Raw genomic sequence first — 15403 nt, 5'->3', positions numbered from 1 at the left:
ATGAAACCGACACCGGATACAGAAAACCCCGACGAGCCGCGGCCACCGGGAGAAACCGAGTGCGACAACGATGCTTTGCGTCCCACCGACCCCTCGCGGCGCAAGGAAAGCGGCAAGGGCACGGCCAGCGGTGAGTCCACGGCGCAAGAAACTGCCAAGCGCATTCCAGATTAGCGTCGCACTCTCAGAACAGCGTCTATGCTCATCGCACGCGGCGTTGAACGTGGGTTCAACGCCGTTTGTCGCCAATGATCACAGGGAATGTTCTGCCTATGAAACGCCACGCACTGACCAAAGCCATCACCCTTGCCACCTTGCTCTCTGCCACCAGCCTGAGCGCCATGGCCGCGGACATCCCGCTGTCTGCCGTTGTGGAAGCGGATCAAGTCACCACCAAGGTCGTTTCTGTCGATGCCGCCAACCATCAAGTCGTCCTTGAAGGGCCGGAAGGCAATCAGGTGCATGTGCAACTGACTGATAAAGCCAAAAACCTCGGCAAGCTGAAAGCCGGCGATCTGGTCGACATCAAAGTGACCCGAGCGGTCGCGGCTTACCTCGACACCGATATCGACAAGGGCCTGCCAGGCAGCACCGAACGTACCGGTGAAGTCCGAGCGGCACCGGGCAGCGACAATCCGGGTGGTGAAGCCTACCGTCAGGTACAGGTGCAGTTGAAAATCACCGGTATCGACGCGAAGAACAATCGGGTGACCTTCGAAAACCCTAAAGGCCAGTCCAAAACAGTCGATGTGGTTAAACCGGAAGTTCAAGCCAAATTGAAGGACCTGAAAGTCGGCCAAAGCGTATATGTGACTTATACCGATATTCTGACAGTGACCAGCAAAAGCGGAAGTTGAGTAGCTGCTCTAATAGTTGATTGTTCCCGTACAACTTTTTGTATAGGAATAATCACTGATTTGAGCTGTGTGGTGAGTTTTAAGTGACGGACCGATTAATATTTGATTCGACATTTAATAAATATGTATCACTAAATTTCATATTTATAGTCGCCCACAACTTCATCGACTTGCATTAAAATACGCCCCGTTCGCCCAGTGTTATGGCTCTTTACCAGTGCATGGATTGCCGAGGCCATTGCACTGGGCGAACTCTCGCCTCTGGCAAGTCCCGGCATGTTCATACCCCATTAAAAAATCGACCAGTCACAACTGGCCGATATTTTCAGCACCTTGGAAAAACTACCCTGCGACTGGCGCACGCCAGTCATCGGAACCCGAAGTGCCTGATACTTCGTGAGTCCAGGTTATTTTTCTGTAAGTAAAGTGCACATCCTGCAAATGCGTGAAGTGTGAATTCGCAGGGTCCTGGCAGTTGTGCATGTAGTCCTTGATGTCGACGATGATCGCATCTTCAAGTTGGGTGGTGTAGTAATGCTCCTGAGTGCCTTGCGCCGAGGTGCGATACCACTTGATTTCGATGGCGGTCATCCGCTCGCCGGAAGTCAGCGCGGCCAATAGCAATGGCGAAGCTTTGTCGAACACCTTGGTGATGACCACGGGTTTGTGAATACGTTGGCCCGTTGGCTGGCCTGATTGCGGATCACGCGGGATGGTCAGTTCGTGGCTGAAGCCTTGAATCATGACTTGATCCTCGTGGCCTTCCTGATAGGTGTTGCCCACAGAATCGGCGGTGAAGGCGCCGGCAGTAATCAGACCCTGTTTCTCGCCAGTCACGGACATATACGCGGGTGTAGCCATGGATGCTCTCCTTGCTAGAGTTGAGTGAGGCTCCCGAAAGGCACGATCGCCTGGTGGGGCCTCACGGTTAACAAGGTTTGTGCCATAAAGCCCAATGTCCTTTGGCACCTGGGTTTGAGTCGATTCAGGGAACGTTCATACGCAAAAAAACCTCCAAATCTGCGCAGAAAGTTGCGCGACACCGGGCGGATTGTGGCGCACCGTGTCCAATCGCCTGACAGATCGAATGATCCCGCTCGCGACATGACCCGACGCAAGGATAAGTACGCAACCTTTTGCGCATCACGGCTATAAGCCACCACTGTAATCCCGAGACGGAGTGACGACATGAAAATCCTGATGGTTTTAACGTCCCACGATCAATTGGGTAACACCGGCAAGAAAACCGGATTCTGGCTGGAAGAGTTCGCGGCCCCGTATTACGCCTTCAAGGATGCCGGCGCTCAACTGACGCTGGCCTCGCCCAAGGGCGGCCAACCGCCGCTGGACCCGAAAAGCGATGAGCCGGATGCGCAGACTGAAGCCACCGAGCGTTTTCGCAAAGATTCGGTCGCGCAATCGGCATTGGCGTCGACAGTGCTGCTGAGCTCGGTAAAGGCTGATGATTACGATGCGATTTTCTATCCCGGCGGCCACGGCCCGCTCTGGGACCTGGCCGAAGACAAGCACTCGATTGCCCTGATCGAAGCGTTCTACAACGCTGGAAAACCGGTGGCGGCCGTTTGTCATGCCCCGGGCGTTCTGCGGCATGCAAAAAGTGCGGACGGCCAGCCGTTGGTCAAGGGCAAGCAGGTGACGGGGTTCACCAACAGTGAAGAAGACGCTGTGCAGTTGACTGATGTGGTGCCGTTTCTGGTGGAGGACGAGCTCAAGGCCAAGGGCGGGATATTTTCCAAAGGGTCGGATTGGGCAAGCTATGTGCGCACTGACGGCCTGTTGTTGACCGGGCAGAACCCGGCATCATCGCAGGCGACGGCTGAAGCCCTGTTGGCGAAACTGAAATAGCAGATCAAAAGATCGCAGCCTGCGGCAGCTCCTACACGGAATGCGTTACCTGTAGGACCTGCCGAAGGCTGCGATCTTTTTTAGCGGTCAATTACTCAGTGCGGCAAAACACTGCTCGATCGAGCGCCGCTGCGTCTCGGCATACAACCCCAGTTCATCAATGGTCGGGCGCCCCAGCGCCTTCTCGAACGCTTGCTGGTTGGAGTGCACGCCATAGTGGGTTTGCGCAGCGTCCCCCAGGTTTGACTGAAAAATCCCCGCCGCACTGACCGGCAGAAAATCTTCGTACACCAACGGTTCAACCCGCAGAAAACCAGCGCTGACCAGGTCTTCCAGTGGCAAGGTTTTCAGCTCGGCTGCGGCGAGGCCTTTTTCCGTGACGAAATAGCGAAAGTACGCCAGTTCCTGACGGCGCATGCCTTCATAGGTGTCAGGAAATTCGCTGAAGTGTTGCGCCATCAACGCGTTGTAACGTTCGGCGTTGGCTTCGTTGGGGAAGTCCTTGAGTTCGTCCCGTGCCGCATTGAGCAAGCGGTCATACAGCGCTCGGCCTTTGGGGGTCAGGGCAGCACCGCGTTGCTCGATTTCGCCGAAACGCGCGCTGTGGCTGCCGCGAGTCTCGCCTTGGTCGGTGAACGCCACCGGCTCGTCGAGCGCCTTGAAACTGGTCTGGCGCAGCAGGATCGGGCAATCGCGGCGTGGTGGACCTTCGATCACCGCTTTGGGGGTGATGCCGTGGGCGGGCATTTGCGCCTGAACGATGTCGATGTCCAGGGTGCGCGGCGTCAGGTGATTGATGTGCGGGCCTTTGAAGGCCACCACGTCGGCAATCAGGCGATGCTGAGCACTGAGTTTCTGATACTGGCCGGCGGTGACGGTGGCGCTGTGGTGCCAGCGGAATGTTTCCAGCGCCTGCGCGACGAATGTTGCCGCTTCTTGTTCGGTGAGGCCGCCCTGGGATTCCGCGCGTTCGATCAAGGTGAGCGCGGTTGGGGTGAAGATGGAGCGCTTGTCCAGCACTGACTGGGCGAAGGCTCGCAGCTCCAGGTCTTCGATTAGCTCCAGACGCAACAGCGAGGTGAAAACGCGGAACGGGCTGACCTGCAGCGCCGTTTCATGCACCGCACGAAACGCCGTGGAATGCACCGGCACACCGGCTGGGGTCAGGTCGTAATAACCCACCGGCTGCATGCCCATCACCGCGAACAGACGGGCCAGGGTCGCCAGTTCAGCAGCGGTGCCGACGCGGATTGCGCCGTGGCGCTCCAGGTCCAGTCGCTCGATTTCACCGGTGCTGTTGAGCTGACGAGCCACCTGCGGATCGCTGTCGAGCACGTGGCGGTTGGTTTTTTCCACCAACTCCATCAACGCGCCGTAAAGCGGCACTTCCTCGCGGTACATGTCGGACATCGCTTTGGAGAAGCGTTGGCGGATCAGGTCAGGGCTGACGAAGTTCGGGTGGTTCATAAACAGAATTCCTGGCGCGGTGACGAGAAGGATGGGAGAAAAGATCGCAGCCTTGGGCGTCGCCGACAAACGAAGTTTCTGACGAACTTCATTCTGCAATGGACTGCAACGCGACCGCGACCCGTACTCGCCCCGTAGCAGCTGCTACAGGCCTTGGTGTGGCGTTAATGCAGTCGTTGGTCCTGTGGGCTTTCCGAGCGCAGCGATGCCAAAAACTCCCGATACAGGTGAGCTGAACCGGCGGGCGCCTCGACCATCGGCATGTGGCCGATGCCTTCCCAGATTTCCACCCGCAGATCGGCGATGCCTTTGCTCCAGATCGCCACGCTGCTGACATCGATCAAGCGGTCCTTGCGCCCCCACAGCAACAGCGCCGGGGCTTTGATCGACGGGAGCCGGGGCTCCATTGGCGGGCTGGCGCGGAAGTCGTTGAAGATTTCTTCCAGTTCGTCGCGTGCCTGTTCATAGCGATGGGCGATGGCGTCCAGCACTACCTTCGGTACCCACGGTGGATCAGCCATGGTCATGGCATAGAAGTATTTGAATTCTTCCCGAGAGTTAATCAGGAACGGGTTGTGGCCTTTGGCCAAATGACGTTCCAGATCACTGGGTTCGGGCGCGGTGACGCCCGCTGGATCAATCAGGGCCACCGAGACGACGCGCTCCGGGTACGTGGCCGCCATCCAGGCCGCCAGATAGCCGCCCATGGAGTTGCCGATGACATGGACCTTCTCCACCCCGCAAACATCCAGCAACTGGATCATGCGCTTGGCTTGCAGCGGAATGTCATAGCCACCCCCGGCCTTGAAGCCGGTTTCGCCATGGCCAGCGATGTCCGGGATGATGACCCGATAATTGCCCACAAAATAGCGGGCGAAGCGCAGCCAGATGTTTTTGTCAGCGCTGTAGCCATGGAGCATCAGCACGTTGCTGGAGGCTTCGTAGGGGCCGCCTTGCCAGGTCGAGACGGTCATTTCGGCGATGGGCACAACGATCTTGTGCAGCTTGTACAACTTGGCTTCGGCGGCCGTGCTCAAGTCATAAATCCAATAGCCGATGGCCGGGTAACTCAACCAGCTCCAGGCAGCGAAAACCGCGATAGCGACAACCAATAGAAGCATCAGGCGCCTTCCTTCTGACGGATCAGGACAATATGTGGTCGGCCGGTTTCAGGGTTCGGGTCAAACGGTGGAAGCTGAAACTGAACCCCGGAAACATGGCAATCACATGACCGCTCTTGCTTTGATACCAACTGTGGCAGCCTCCCGACTTCCACACCGTACGTTCCATTTCTCTATGGATCATTTCAGTGTAGGTACGTTCTGCCTCGGGGCGAACCTCAATGCTGCGCAAACCTCGTGCTTTTAACGTGCGAATACAGTCGAGGATGTAGTTCATCTGCGATTCGATGATGAACAGCGCCGACGTGTGACCGATGCCGGTGTTCGGGCCGGTGACGATAAACAGGTTGGGAAAGTCCGGCAGGGCGGTACCGAGGTAGGCGCGGGGATATTCGGCCCAGACATTTCGCAGTTGCGTGCCGTTCTTGCCGGTGACCGGGTAGGAAATGACGCCGTCGGTGGCGTCATAACCGGTGGACCAGACAATCAGGTCAAGGTCGAGGTGCTGGCCATCCTGCATGACGATGCCGGTCGCATCGATGTGCGCAATCCCCTGTTCGCGGCTGTGCAACGTCACGTTGTTGCGCGCCAGCGCCGGGTACAGGGTGCTCGACAAAATCACCCGTTTGCAGCCGATGGTGTAGTCCGGCGTCAGTTTCCGCCGAAGATCGCTGTCGGGGACCTGGCGTTTGAGAAAGCGCAGTGCCTGTTGCTGGACCATGCGCACTGCCGGCTTCGAGTACTTGAAGGCAATCACCCGGGTTTCGAATTGCCAGTAGATCATCCAGCGCAGCAGCTTGTAGGCGGGTTTGAACCCGAGTAACCAACGCTGGAAACGTCCGAATGTGCGGTCCGCCCGAGGCAACACCCAATGCGGCGTACGCTGGAACACATGCAGGTGCCCGACATCCGGGGCTATCGCCGGAATCACCTGGGCCGCGCTGGCGCCACTGCCGACAATGGCCACACGTTTTCGCCGGTAATCGTAGGAATGGTCCCAATTGTTGGTGTGAAAGGTTTTGCCTTGAAAGCGTTCCTGCCCTTCGAAGTGCGGGATGACCGGCTGGCTCAGCGGCCCGGTGGCGTTGATCAGGAACTGCGCGTGGAACGTGCCCTTGGCGGCGGTGTGCACTGCCCAGCGTTTGCCGGCCTCGTCCCATTCGACGCGTTCGACATTGGCCTGCAGCTCCACCCGGTCGCGCAGACCAAAGTGCTCCATCACATAGCCGGTGTAGCGATGCAGCTCGGCTTGCGCGGCGAACATCTGCGTCCAGCGATAAGGGGCAAAGGACAGCGAATACAGCGGCGAGGGCACGTCGACCGCTGCGCCGGGGTAGGTATTCTGGCACCAGGTGCCCCCGAAGAAGTCCCGCCGCTCCAGCAGGCGAAAGTCGGTAATGCCGGCCTTGAGCAAATTGACGGCGGCGCACTGGCCACCAAAACCGCTGCCGATAATCAGCACCTGAAAAGTCTGCATGGAATCCCACTTGGTTTTGCCCCGACACACTATATGTAGCAGCTGCCGAAGGCTGCGTTCGGCTGCGTAGCAGTCGCAGACCCGCCGTATGCGGTTTATCTGACAAAACCCGCGTTTTGATTACGACGGCTGCACAGCCGAACGCAGCCTTCGGCAGCTGCTACAGAGCGCATTGAAGCCTGACTATCGCCCCTGTTCAGCCCGCCCGCCGGTGATGGCTATTTAACGTTGCCCTGTTAGACTCCAAAGAAACCCGCATCCCCGCTGTTATCAGGTTTCGCTCCGTGCGGCAGAGGTCCCAATGGGAAAGATGGGAGGAAAAGGATTTTCACTGGCCAGGAGGCTCTACACATCGCGCACCCTCGGCCTCGCCCTGGGTTTGTTATGCGTGAGTGTGGCGATGTACCCACTGAACCCGGCGCCCTGGGTGTGGGGCCTCATGCTGTTCAATGGCCTGCTCTGGCCCCACCTGGCCTTTCAGTGGGCGCGACGCGCTAAGCGTCCCTATCACGCCGAACACCGCAATCTGCTGATCGACGCCTTCCTCGGTGGGTTCTGGGTGGTCGCCATGCAGTTCAATCCTCTACCCAGCGCCACCACGATTTCGATGATGGCGATGAATAATGTCGCCATCGGCGGTATGCGTTTTCTGCTGGCAGGGACTGCCGCACAAATACTTGGGGTCGGCGTCGGCTGGCTGATTTTCAGGCCCTTTTTTATTCCTGAAACCAGCCAGATCCAGCTTTATGCCTGTTTGCCGCTGATGTGTTTTTATCCGTTGGCGCTGGGCTGGATCTGCTATCGCCAGGCCTATACGCTCGGGCGGCAAAAGCGCGAATTACTGGCCCTGAGCCGCACAGACAGCCTGACGGGGCTGCTCAATCATGGCGCCTGGAAAGACCAACTGGAAGTCGAGTTCCAGCGCTGTCAGCGCCAGCAGCAGGGCGGGGCGATTGCCCTGATCGACATCGACCACTTCAAGAGCATCAACGACACTTACGGCCACGTCGCGGGTGACATCGTGTTGCGGCAGCTAAGCAAAATGCTCAAGCAGAACCTGCGGGCCACCGATGTCGCCGGGCGTTACGGGGGGGATGAGTTTTGCGTGATCCTGCCGGACCTGCCGCTCAACAGCGCGGCGGCGGCCATGGAAGCCCTGCGGGATCGTTTCGCCACGTTGGGTTACGAACAGAACCCGGCGTTGAAAGTCAGCCTGAGCATTGGTCTTGCGGCGTTCAACCCACGTCACACCGACGCCACCCTGTGGCTCAATGATGCGGATCAGGCTTTGTATGGGGCCAAGAGCACCGGGCGCAATCGGGTGATTTGCAGTGACGAACGGCCACGGCAAGAGTTGCTGGGCTCGGTTTGATCATTCACCGCCGATCCAGTTAACAAGCGAGCCTGCTCGCGATGGCATCCAGGCCGTCGCTGCAGGACTAACCATTGCCGATCATTCCTTGACGCTCATGAACTCCTCGGCCCAGCGGATGTACTCTTCTGGCTGGGTGTAGGTGTGAGTCAGTTCGGTCGCGCTCAGGTCGGAGGCCTGGGTGAAGATCTGGCGCTGTTCGCGCAGGCTGTCGTAGGTCGCCTTGATGGCGGCGAAGTAGGCGCCGTGGCCATCGATGGTCACGCGCACGCCGAGTTCGGCCAGGCGTTTGTCGTCGCGCAACAGCGGGTTGCCGTAGGTCACCAGCATCAGCGGCACGCTCAGGTGTTCGGCGATTTGCTCAAGATGGTCGAAATCCTTCACCCCCACCATGCAAATGCCATCGGCACCGGCGCGCTGGTATTGCTGGGTGCGGCTGATGATTTCCTGAACTGGCAGAATCCCCGCGTGGGTGCGGGCGATGATGGCCATTTCCGAATCGCAGCGCGCTTCCAGTGCCGCGCGGATCTTGCCGACGCCTTCGGCGACGGTGATCAGGTCGGTGGATTTGCGGCCGAATTGCGCGGGCAGCAAGGTGTCTTCAATGGTCAGGGCGGCGATGCCGGCACGTTCCAGTTCGACGATGGTACGCATTACGTTCAACGCGTTGCCGTAGCCATGGTCGGCGTCGGCAATGACTGGTAACTGGGCGACACGACCGATGCGGGTCGCCTGTTCGGCGAACTCACTGAGGGTGATCAAGGCAAAGTCGGGCGCGCCCAACACTTGCAGCGAGGCCACCGAACCGCCGAGGATTCCTACCTCAAACCCCAGGTCGGCAGCGATGCGTGCCGACATCGGATCGAAGACCGATGCCGTGTGATAGCAGGTGTTGGAGGCGAACAGTTGGCGAAAATTGCGGCGCAAATCTTGATGAGACAGCCTGGACATATGAGTTCCACCAATGGAAATGGAAGGGCTTGAGCAAAATTGTCAACGCCGAAGATGTAAAAGGCTATCACGGTGGCGGGTCGAGAATGATGACGAATTTGCCGTGTTTGCTGCCTTTTGGTGTAGGCCATTGGTTGATTCACAAAAAAAAGCCGCAGATCCGGTCAGATCTGCAGCCTTGATGGTGCGTTTAGCTTAAGCGCTTTCAGACCTCAGCGGTTTCGTTCCAGAATTGCTTGATTTCGTGAATGTTTCCCACGTTGTAACGAGGCATGAAACTGGTGCACGAAGCCTCGCTCGTGGTTTTGACTGGCATGCTGATCACGTTGGCTCCAGCACGCAGGAGTGGGGCGTCGTTCCAGTGGTTTGTTGGCTTAATCATGGTTTTTCCTCTTTTTTTTATTGGGGCAGTGAATCACTGCCTGGTTTTAGCAAAGACAGCGTTTTTTCATAAAAAGCTGTTTCTTGCGTGGCAATGCCGGGATAAGTCGGCACAAAGTTCTCATCGAAGCACCAGGATGTTTCAGTCGCACCCCAGCGCGGAGGATGTATGAGCAGGCTCAGCGAGGCGGACATTGTTTTCGGGGGGAGTTGTTTGTGTACTTCATGAAGCGGGAGCATGTGTATAACTTTGCCAGGTCCAAGTTTGAATGATCTCTCTTCACTCAATGGTGGAATTACGCCGGCCTTGATCGGTGTGGGGTCCAGTATTTTGCGTGTGACAGTTGTGTAGCCATCGCCACAATATCCCACTGCGTAGAGCTCAAAGTCATGGCTATGATTCAAATCATAAATGAATGTTTCACGTTCATCTTGTAAAGATGCTGGTGACCAGAATCCCAAGCGGATGGTAAATAAGTCGCAGGTATGCAACACAAAGGCATAAGCGCTATAAAGGCTGTTTTTACTACTGAATCCATCTCGCTGAATGGTGTTATAAAGATGTTCGCTCAGTAAAGTCTGGTTGGTCGCCAGTTGACACAGGTCGTCGATAATTTTCTGATTGTCATGCTGAAAATCGTAGGTTTCGATGCGTTGAATGAATGTCTTGAGCCTCATGCCGCTGCACCTTGCTGATCAAGCAGATAGTTCAGGCGAGTGTGTTGCAGTTTTCTCAGTAGCGGCACATGGCGTTGCGCGGCAATCGGGTCGACATTCTGAATCACCTGAAACGCCTTCCACGCCACGGCAGGGTGGTAGTGGTATATCAACTCTTCGGCGACTTTTGCGGCCTGGGGATCGTCTACGGCTTCTAGCAATTCGAGGCTGACCAGATAGCGTGCGGCGCTGTCGTCATGGGGGAACCAGGCGATTTTGCGCAACGAGTGTCGATCAAACACATCAATGTCTTTACCTCTGTCGGGGAGGTTGATGCTGCCGACGAATGCCTGATGACCGACTCCCTCCGGGTTGGTATCAAACAAATTCATTGCCCCGTCGATGAACAGCGGGTTGTCGCTATCGACCGTAATCTTCTGTGCGGGGATCAATTGGTCTAACTGCCGCTCATACAACTGCACGGGAAATGATTGGTGGTTGATGGCGAACAGGAAGCTTTTGCCTGGAACGCTATATAGCAGTGGTGATGCACGAGCGCTGTCCGGTGCCTTGAGGCTGATATTTCCATGTTCATTGCAGTGCAGTACCAATGTTCCGGTGTGCAGGTTGGTCACCTTCATGATGGTTGCACTTTGAGACGCTCGATCCGGGTTTGCGGTATTTTTTTGAAGGGTCTCGATCAATCGGTGGATGTTTAAAGTTGTGTCGAGTTTTTTTAGGGTGGCCATTAGTTGTGCAGGCACAAACTCGCTACTTAAAAGCGTCTCGATCATGATGGACTCTTGTTGTCAGGTGCTTTTCTACGGGTTTGTGTGGGTGTTGAATGGGTGAGCTTACATTGATTGCAGGTGCTTCTTTATTTCGTGAATGTTCGCAATGTTCAAGCGTGGTGTTGTTGCCCAGCAATTTGATGTGCGGTTTGTTTGTATGGGCGTGGTGATGATGTTTGCTGCGGCGCGTAGAACAGGCACGCTGGACCAGTTGTGATTTGCTTTGTTCATGATCCCTATACTCAAAGTGGGTGTGGTTTGAGTATGGAGTTGGGTGGCTAGCCGGGCAACTTGCTTGTTGTTAGCTGATGTTGTTAGTTGTTATCGAATGTTTTTTTTCGGCTATGCCGCCACCGCCTGCTGCTGTTGATTGAGCAGTGGCACGGCGCGAACCGAATCACCGGGTTGCAATTGCAGGCGTTTGGCGGTGGCGCGATCAACCACGAGGCTGTGACCCGACTGGCGAGCCTGGGCAGCAGTCACCCGGCAGTTTTCCAGCCGACGATTGTGGATCAACCATACGGGGGCCTGGTCGTCCGGGGCGCCAATGACCAAATCCAGCAACTGGCTGTCGCGCACGGTGCGGATGTCGGACGTCGGGGCTTCGATGACCGGCCCTGCGTCGAAAATGTCGACATAGCCCTTGTGGGCAAAACCTTCGGCGCTGAGGATTTTCAGGGCTGCTTCGCTGTTCGCATGCGGTTTGCCGATCACGGCTTGAGCCTGTTCGGTGAGCAGACAGGTGTAGATGGGTTGGCGTGGCATCAGCTCGGCGATGAACGACTTGTTACCCAGCCCCGACAGATGATCGGCGTGGCTGAAATCCATCTTGAAAAAGTGTCGGCCCACGCTGTCCCAGAATGGCGAGCAGCCTTGCTCGTCAGCACTGCCGCGCAGCTCGGCGATGAGCTTGTCGCCGAACAGGTGCGGAAACTCTGCGACAAACAGCAAGCGACTCAGAGAGAGCAATCGACCTTGACCGCCCAGACGCTGATCGGGGCGCAGAAACAGCGTGCAGAGTCCCGATTGACCGGTCATTTCATTGCTCAGGAACAAGGTCGTCATGTGTCGCTGGATGCCCAGGTCCTGGGACGAACTGACCGTCAAGCCGACGCGGTAGTTGTACCAGGGCTCCCGCAAGCCCACGGCGCCCGCCACGGCACTCACGCCCACCACTTGCTGGTCATCGTCTTCGAGCACGAACAGGTAATCGGCATCGGCGCGTTCGACCTGTTCGGCGAAGGTTCTTTTCGCCCAGCGCAAGCGGTGGTTAAGCCGTTCCTCTTCGGCCGGCAAAGCGCTCAGCCCGCGACCCGCTTGGCGCACCAGCGCGAGCAAGGCGGGCAGGTCGGTCACCTGCACCGGTCGAACAATCATGAGGCCGCTCCTGCTTCGCACGTGTACGGGTGTGGTTGTCGGGCACCGCGTGCAACGACGCTCACAGGGCAATCAACCGAACGTGACGGCCTTCGGTGACCTTCAGGGCTGCACACATTCCGGCGTCAAGGGTCACCGGTTGCCCGGGGGTGTAGTCGAGTTCTGCAACGATCGCGCGAAAATTCTCCAGCGAATCATTGCTGACCAGATAACGCCCACGGGCGTCGATGGATACGCCGGGGCTGGCCTCGGTGGTATGGCTCTGGGCGATGGAGCGTATGTTGCCGGTACGGGCATACAAGGTCGGACCGCCATCGAAGAGGTCGACGTAGCTGTTGGTTTCGAATCCTTCGCGCTCAAGGATATCGAAGGCGTCCTGGCCATCCGGGTGGATCCGGCCGATGCAGTCCTGCGCAGCCTGGGGCAGCATGGGCACGTAGATCGGGTATTGCGGCATCAATTCGGCAAGAAACGTGCGGCTTTCCAGCCCACACAATCGCTCGGCTTCGACGTAGGGCAGGTCGAAAAAGTGTTTGCCCACGGCATCCCAGAAGGGCGAATGGCCCTCATCGCTGCTGTAGCCGACGATTTCGGTGATCACGGTGTCGGAAAAGCGCAGGGCATGGGCAGCAATGAACAACAATCGCGCTCGCGACAACAGTTCGGAAGCGGCGGTTCGCACCCATGCGGCATCGATGTGGAAACCGCGCAGCAGCGTGTGGCCACTCAGATCGTGGCACAGCGACAAGGCCGGCACGTCGTGCTCGATGTTCAGTTCCCGCGAGGCACTGTTGAAGTGGCGATTGCGCAGGCTGTAGAACGGTTCGTTGAACCCGGCAGTGGCCAGGATTTCCGAACAGCCCACCAGAGACCGGTTGGTCAGGTCCTCCAGTACGAAGAAGTAATTCTCCGGCCCGGGGCTCTGAACGTCTTGCTCGAACGACGTACACGAATCGAGGATTTTGTCGCGCAAGCGCTCGCTGTCGTCCGGCAAGGACGTAACGCCCACCAGGCTTTCGTGAGCGAGGCGCTGCAACTGGGGCAGGTCGGTTAACTGCACTGGACGCAAGACCAGCATGGATGCACTCCTGTCTCAATGGGCTGGGTGCCGGGCACCCAACCTGACAATCACTGTCGGTTTTCCACGCGTTTCATCGGCGGTAGCCTCGCAGGGCGTCGCTCTTTTTTTCAGTCGTTACCGGGTATGACCACACGCACTACGTGCTCGCCTCAGTCAGTGCAAAAGGGCTCGTTGTGGTGTGTACGTCTTGGCGCTTGTACGGATCTGGGTGCAGACCGGAATCGATGATCGGGTCTTTCAATAAAGGCATCCGGGCTCCTGCTGGATGTGGGCTATCGGTAATCCGTTGAAAGCAGTATTTATTTAAGCCGCACTACATGTCTAGTTAATTTTCGTGTGCGATTTCAACGTTCAGTAGCGGCGCTGGATTGTGGTGCATCAGGGCTACGGGGAAGTCCATTCGTCTTGTAGGCCATGGCCTATAAAACGGTCAGATATGGCTGATCCTGTTCCATGAAAAGCCCCCCGACGGCGGTTCTTGCGGCACAATTGCTTAAGAACTGGCGGTCAAACGCCGTTTATCCTTTCTACCGACAGAGAAACCCTCCGTGCAGGCGACTCGTTTGACCTTGATCTGCCACGCTCGAACCGTCGCACAGAAACTTGCGCGATTTCCTACAGATGAGCCGGTGGAAATGGATTGGCAATCGGCGCGGGGATCGCGCAGCAGTCAATTCAAGGGCACACCCAGGCTTTTATGCGGCCCGGAGTCGCGCACCCGACAAACCGCCGAATTGTTCGGCAGCACCGTGGACGTCGTCAGCGCGCTGAGGGATTGCGATTTTGGGCGTTGGTGCGGCGAAAGAATCAATGACGTGCAAACCGGCGAGCCGGAGTTGCTTGAGCGCTGGATTACCGACCCGCAGACAGCGCCGCACGGCGGCGAGTCGGTGGCGCAAGTCTGCGAACGCACCGCCGCGTGGCTGGTGACGCTGCAAGGCACCCCCGGCCATGTCATCGCCGTGACCCATCCGTTTGTCATTCGCGCCGCGCTGACCCATGTGCTGCAAAGCCCGGCATTCAACTTGATCGATGTCGCACCGTTGTCGGCTATCGAGTTGCAGTTCAATGGTTGCTGGCGCTTGCGCTTGCCGGGCACTGATATCGAAGGGGTGGCTTGATGAAGAAAATACTGGTCATCGGCATTGGCGCCGGCAACCCCGATTACATCACGATGCAGGCGGTGAAGGCGTTGAACCGGGTTGACGTGTTTTTCCTCATGGACAAGGGCCAGAGCAAGGACAAGCTAATCGACCTGCGCCGCGAAATTTGCGAACGCTACATCAGCGATCACGATTATCGCTTTGTCGAAGCCCAAAGCCCGGAACGCGAGCGTGGCGATGTGGACTACACGTCCAGCGTCGATGAGTTGAACCTGGCCAAGCAGCGAACCTTCGAGCTTTTGATCAATGAGCAAATGACTGACGGCCAATGCGGCGGTTTCCTCGTCTGGGGTGACCCGGCGTTGTACGACAGCACCGTGCGAATCCTGCAGGCCATGCTCGACACGGGTGCCTGTGCTTTCGAGTTCGAGGTCATCCCCGGCATCACCAGCGTTCAGGCGCTGGCGGCGCAGCACAAGGTGCCGCTCAATCAAATCGGCCGCTCGGTTGAAATCACCACGGGGCGGCGACTGGCAGCCGGGCAGGTGAGCGATGCCGACAGCCTGGTGGTGATGCTGGATGCGCAGGATGCCTACCGGCAGGTGGCCGATCAGGACACAGAGATTTATTGGGGCGCCTACCTCGGGACGCCGGATGAGATCCTGATCAGCGGCAAGCTCAAGGATGTGGCGGACGAGATCGAGCGGGTACGCAAGGCTGCCCGGCTGGTCAATGGCTGGATCATGGACACCTATTTGCTGCGCAAGCCCTGAACCCTGGCTGACCTGTTCGCACCCCTGCGATACCGAACGGTCAGCCCCAGCGTTTTCCGGCGTGGCAAAAAGAGCACGTACATCCAATTTTTTTCTTCGCGCTCCCGGCACCATTCAAGTGTTATCCCA

At 57.5% G+C, this 15403-nt stretch carries 16 protein-coding genes; 6 read left to right on the top strand and 10 right to left on the bottom strand.

Annotated features, from left to right (window positions below; genetic code table 11):
* Together KVG88_RS05835 and KVG88_RS05830 are read left to right on the top strand one after the other, a co-directional pair.
* Entirely contained in the window at positions 1-174 is a 174-nt protein-coding gene (locus tag KVG88_RS05835) for a hypothetical protein (RefSeq protein ID WP_217870644.1), read from the top strand.
* A 98-nt stretch (positions 175-272) separates the two neighbouring features.
* Positions 273-857: a hypothetical protein gene (locus KVG88_RS05830; RefSeq protein WP_150704854.1), complete on the top strand. Its 585-nt coding sequence runs from the start codon at positions 273-275 to the stop codon at positions 855-857.
* Positions 858-1199: 342 nt separating this feature from the next.
* On the opposite strand, the gene KVG88_RS05825 is transcribed toward KVG88_RS05830, so the two are convergent.
* Complete coding sequence (locus KVG88_RS05825; protein WP_217870643.1) at positions 1200-1718, bottom strand: Hcp family type VI secretion system effector; 519 nt, start codon at positions 1716-1718, stop codon at positions 1200-1202.
* Positions 1719-2045: 327 nt separating this feature from the next.
* Between KVG88_RS05825 and KVG88_RS05820 the strand changes: the two genes are divergently transcribed.
* On the top strand, positions 2046-2723 hold the full coding sequence (locus KVG88_RS05820) for a type 1 glutamine amidotransferase domain-containing protein (protein WP_217870642.1): 678 nt from the start codon (positions 2046-2048) through the stop codon (positions 2721-2723).
* Positions 2724-2810: 87 nt separating this feature from the next.
* Here the strand turns inward: KVG88_RS05820 and hglS are convergent, their stop codons facing one another.
* The 3 genes from hglS to KVG88_RS05805 all read right to left on the bottom strand — a co-directional run bounded on the left by hglS (position 2811) and on the right by KVG88_RS05805 (position 6788).
* Positions 2811-4190 carry a 2-oxoadipate dioxygenase/decarboxylase HglS gene (gene hglS, locus KVG88_RS05815; protein WP_150704851.1) on the bottom strand — a complete coding sequence of 460 codons (1380 nt, stop codon included), beginning with the start codon at positions 4188-4190 and terminating at the stop codon, positions 2811-2813.
* A 164-nt stretch (positions 4191-4354) separates the two neighbouring features.
* Entirely contained in the window at positions 4355-5311 is a 957-nt protein-coding gene (locus KVG88_RS05810) for an alpha/beta fold hydrolase (RefSeq protein WP_150704850.1), read from the bottom strand.
* A 22-nt stretch (positions 5312-5333) separates the two neighbouring features.
* Positions 5334-6788, bottom strand: coding sequence for a flavin-containing monooxygenase (locus KVG88_RS05805; RefSeq protein ID WP_217870641.1), 1455 nt, complete (start codon positions 6786-6788; stop codon positions 5334-5336).
* A gap of 301 nt (positions 6789-7089) precedes the next feature.
* Between KVG88_RS05805 and KVG88_RS05800 the strand changes: the two genes are divergently transcribed.
* Positions 7090-8160: a diguanylate cyclase gene (locus tag KVG88_RS05800; RefSeq protein WP_150704848.1), complete on the top strand. Its 1071-nt coding sequence runs from the start codon at positions 7090-7092 to the stop codon at positions 8158-8160.
* Positions 8161-8241: 81 nt separating this feature from the next.
* Here KVG88_RS05800 and KVG88_RS05795 read toward each other — a convergent pair whose 3' ends face one another.
* The 6 genes from KVG88_RS05795 to KVG88_RS05770 all read right to left on the bottom strand — a co-directional run bounded on the left by KVG88_RS05795 (position 8242) and on the right by KVG88_RS05770 (position 13395).
* Positions 8242-9111 (bottom strand): isocitrate lyase/PEP mutase family protein, encoded by an 870-nt coding sequence (locus tag KVG88_RS05795; RefSeq protein ID WP_150704847.1) that lies wholly within the window; start codon positions 9109-9111, stop codon positions 8242-8244.
* A 205-nt stretch (positions 9112-9316) separates the two neighbouring features.
* On the bottom strand, positions 9317-9493 hold the full coding sequence (locus KVG88_RS05790) for a hypothetical protein (RefSeq protein ID WP_191630547.1): 177 nt from the start codon (positions 9491-9493) through the stop codon (positions 9317-9319).
* Between the two features lie 17 nt (positions 9494-9510).
* Positions 9511-10170, bottom strand: a complete 660-nt coding sequence (locus tag KVG88_RS05785) for a transposase (protein ID WP_217870640.1) — start codon at positions 10168-10170, stop codon at positions 9511-9513.
* Positions 10167-10943: a hypothetical protein gene (locus KVG88_RS05780; RefSeq protein WP_150704845.1), complete on the bottom strand. Its 777-nt coding sequence runs from the start codon at positions 10941-10943 to the stop codon at positions 10167-10169. Before KVG88_RS05780 ends, KVG88_RS05785 begins: the two co-directional genes overlap by 4 nt.
* 339 nt (positions 10944-11282) lie before the next feature.
* Positions 11283-12317, bottom strand: coding sequence for an arginine N-succinyltransferase (gene astA, locus KVG88_RS05775; protein WP_217870639.1), 1035 nt, complete (start codon positions 12315-12317; stop codon positions 11283-11285).
* Positions 12318-12378: 61 nt separating this feature from the next.
* Positions 12379-13395 (bottom strand): arginine N-succinyltransferase, encoded by a 1017-nt coding sequence (locus KVG88_RS05770; protein ID WP_217870638.1) that lies wholly within the window; start codon positions 13393-13395, stop codon positions 12379-12381.
* A gap of 551 nt (positions 13396-13946) precedes the next feature.
* On the opposite strand from KVG88_RS05770, the gene KVG88_RS05765 reads away from it, so the two are divergent.
* Entirely contained in the window at positions 13947-14519 is a 573-nt protein-coding gene (locus tag KVG88_RS05765) for a histidine phosphatase family protein (RefSeq protein ID WP_150704842.1), read from the top strand.
* Complete coding sequence (gene cobF, locus KVG88_RS05760) at positions 14519-15274, top strand: precorrin-6A synthase (deacetylating) (RefSeq protein WP_217870637.1); 756 nt, start codon at positions 14519-14521, stop codon at positions 15272-15274. The genes KVG88_RS05765 and cobF overlap by 1 nt, the downstream gene beginning before the upstream one ends.
* The last annotated feature ends 129 nt before the right edge of the window (positions 15275-15403 follow it).

The organism is Pseudomonas azerbaijanoccidentalis (genome assembly GCF_019145495.1).
GTDB lineage: Bacteria > Pseudomonadota > Gammaproteobacteria > Pseudomonadales > Pseudomonadaceae > Aquipseudomonas > Aquipseudomonas azerbaijanoccidentalis.
This window is presented reverse-complemented; position numbering and strand designations above follow the sequence as displayed.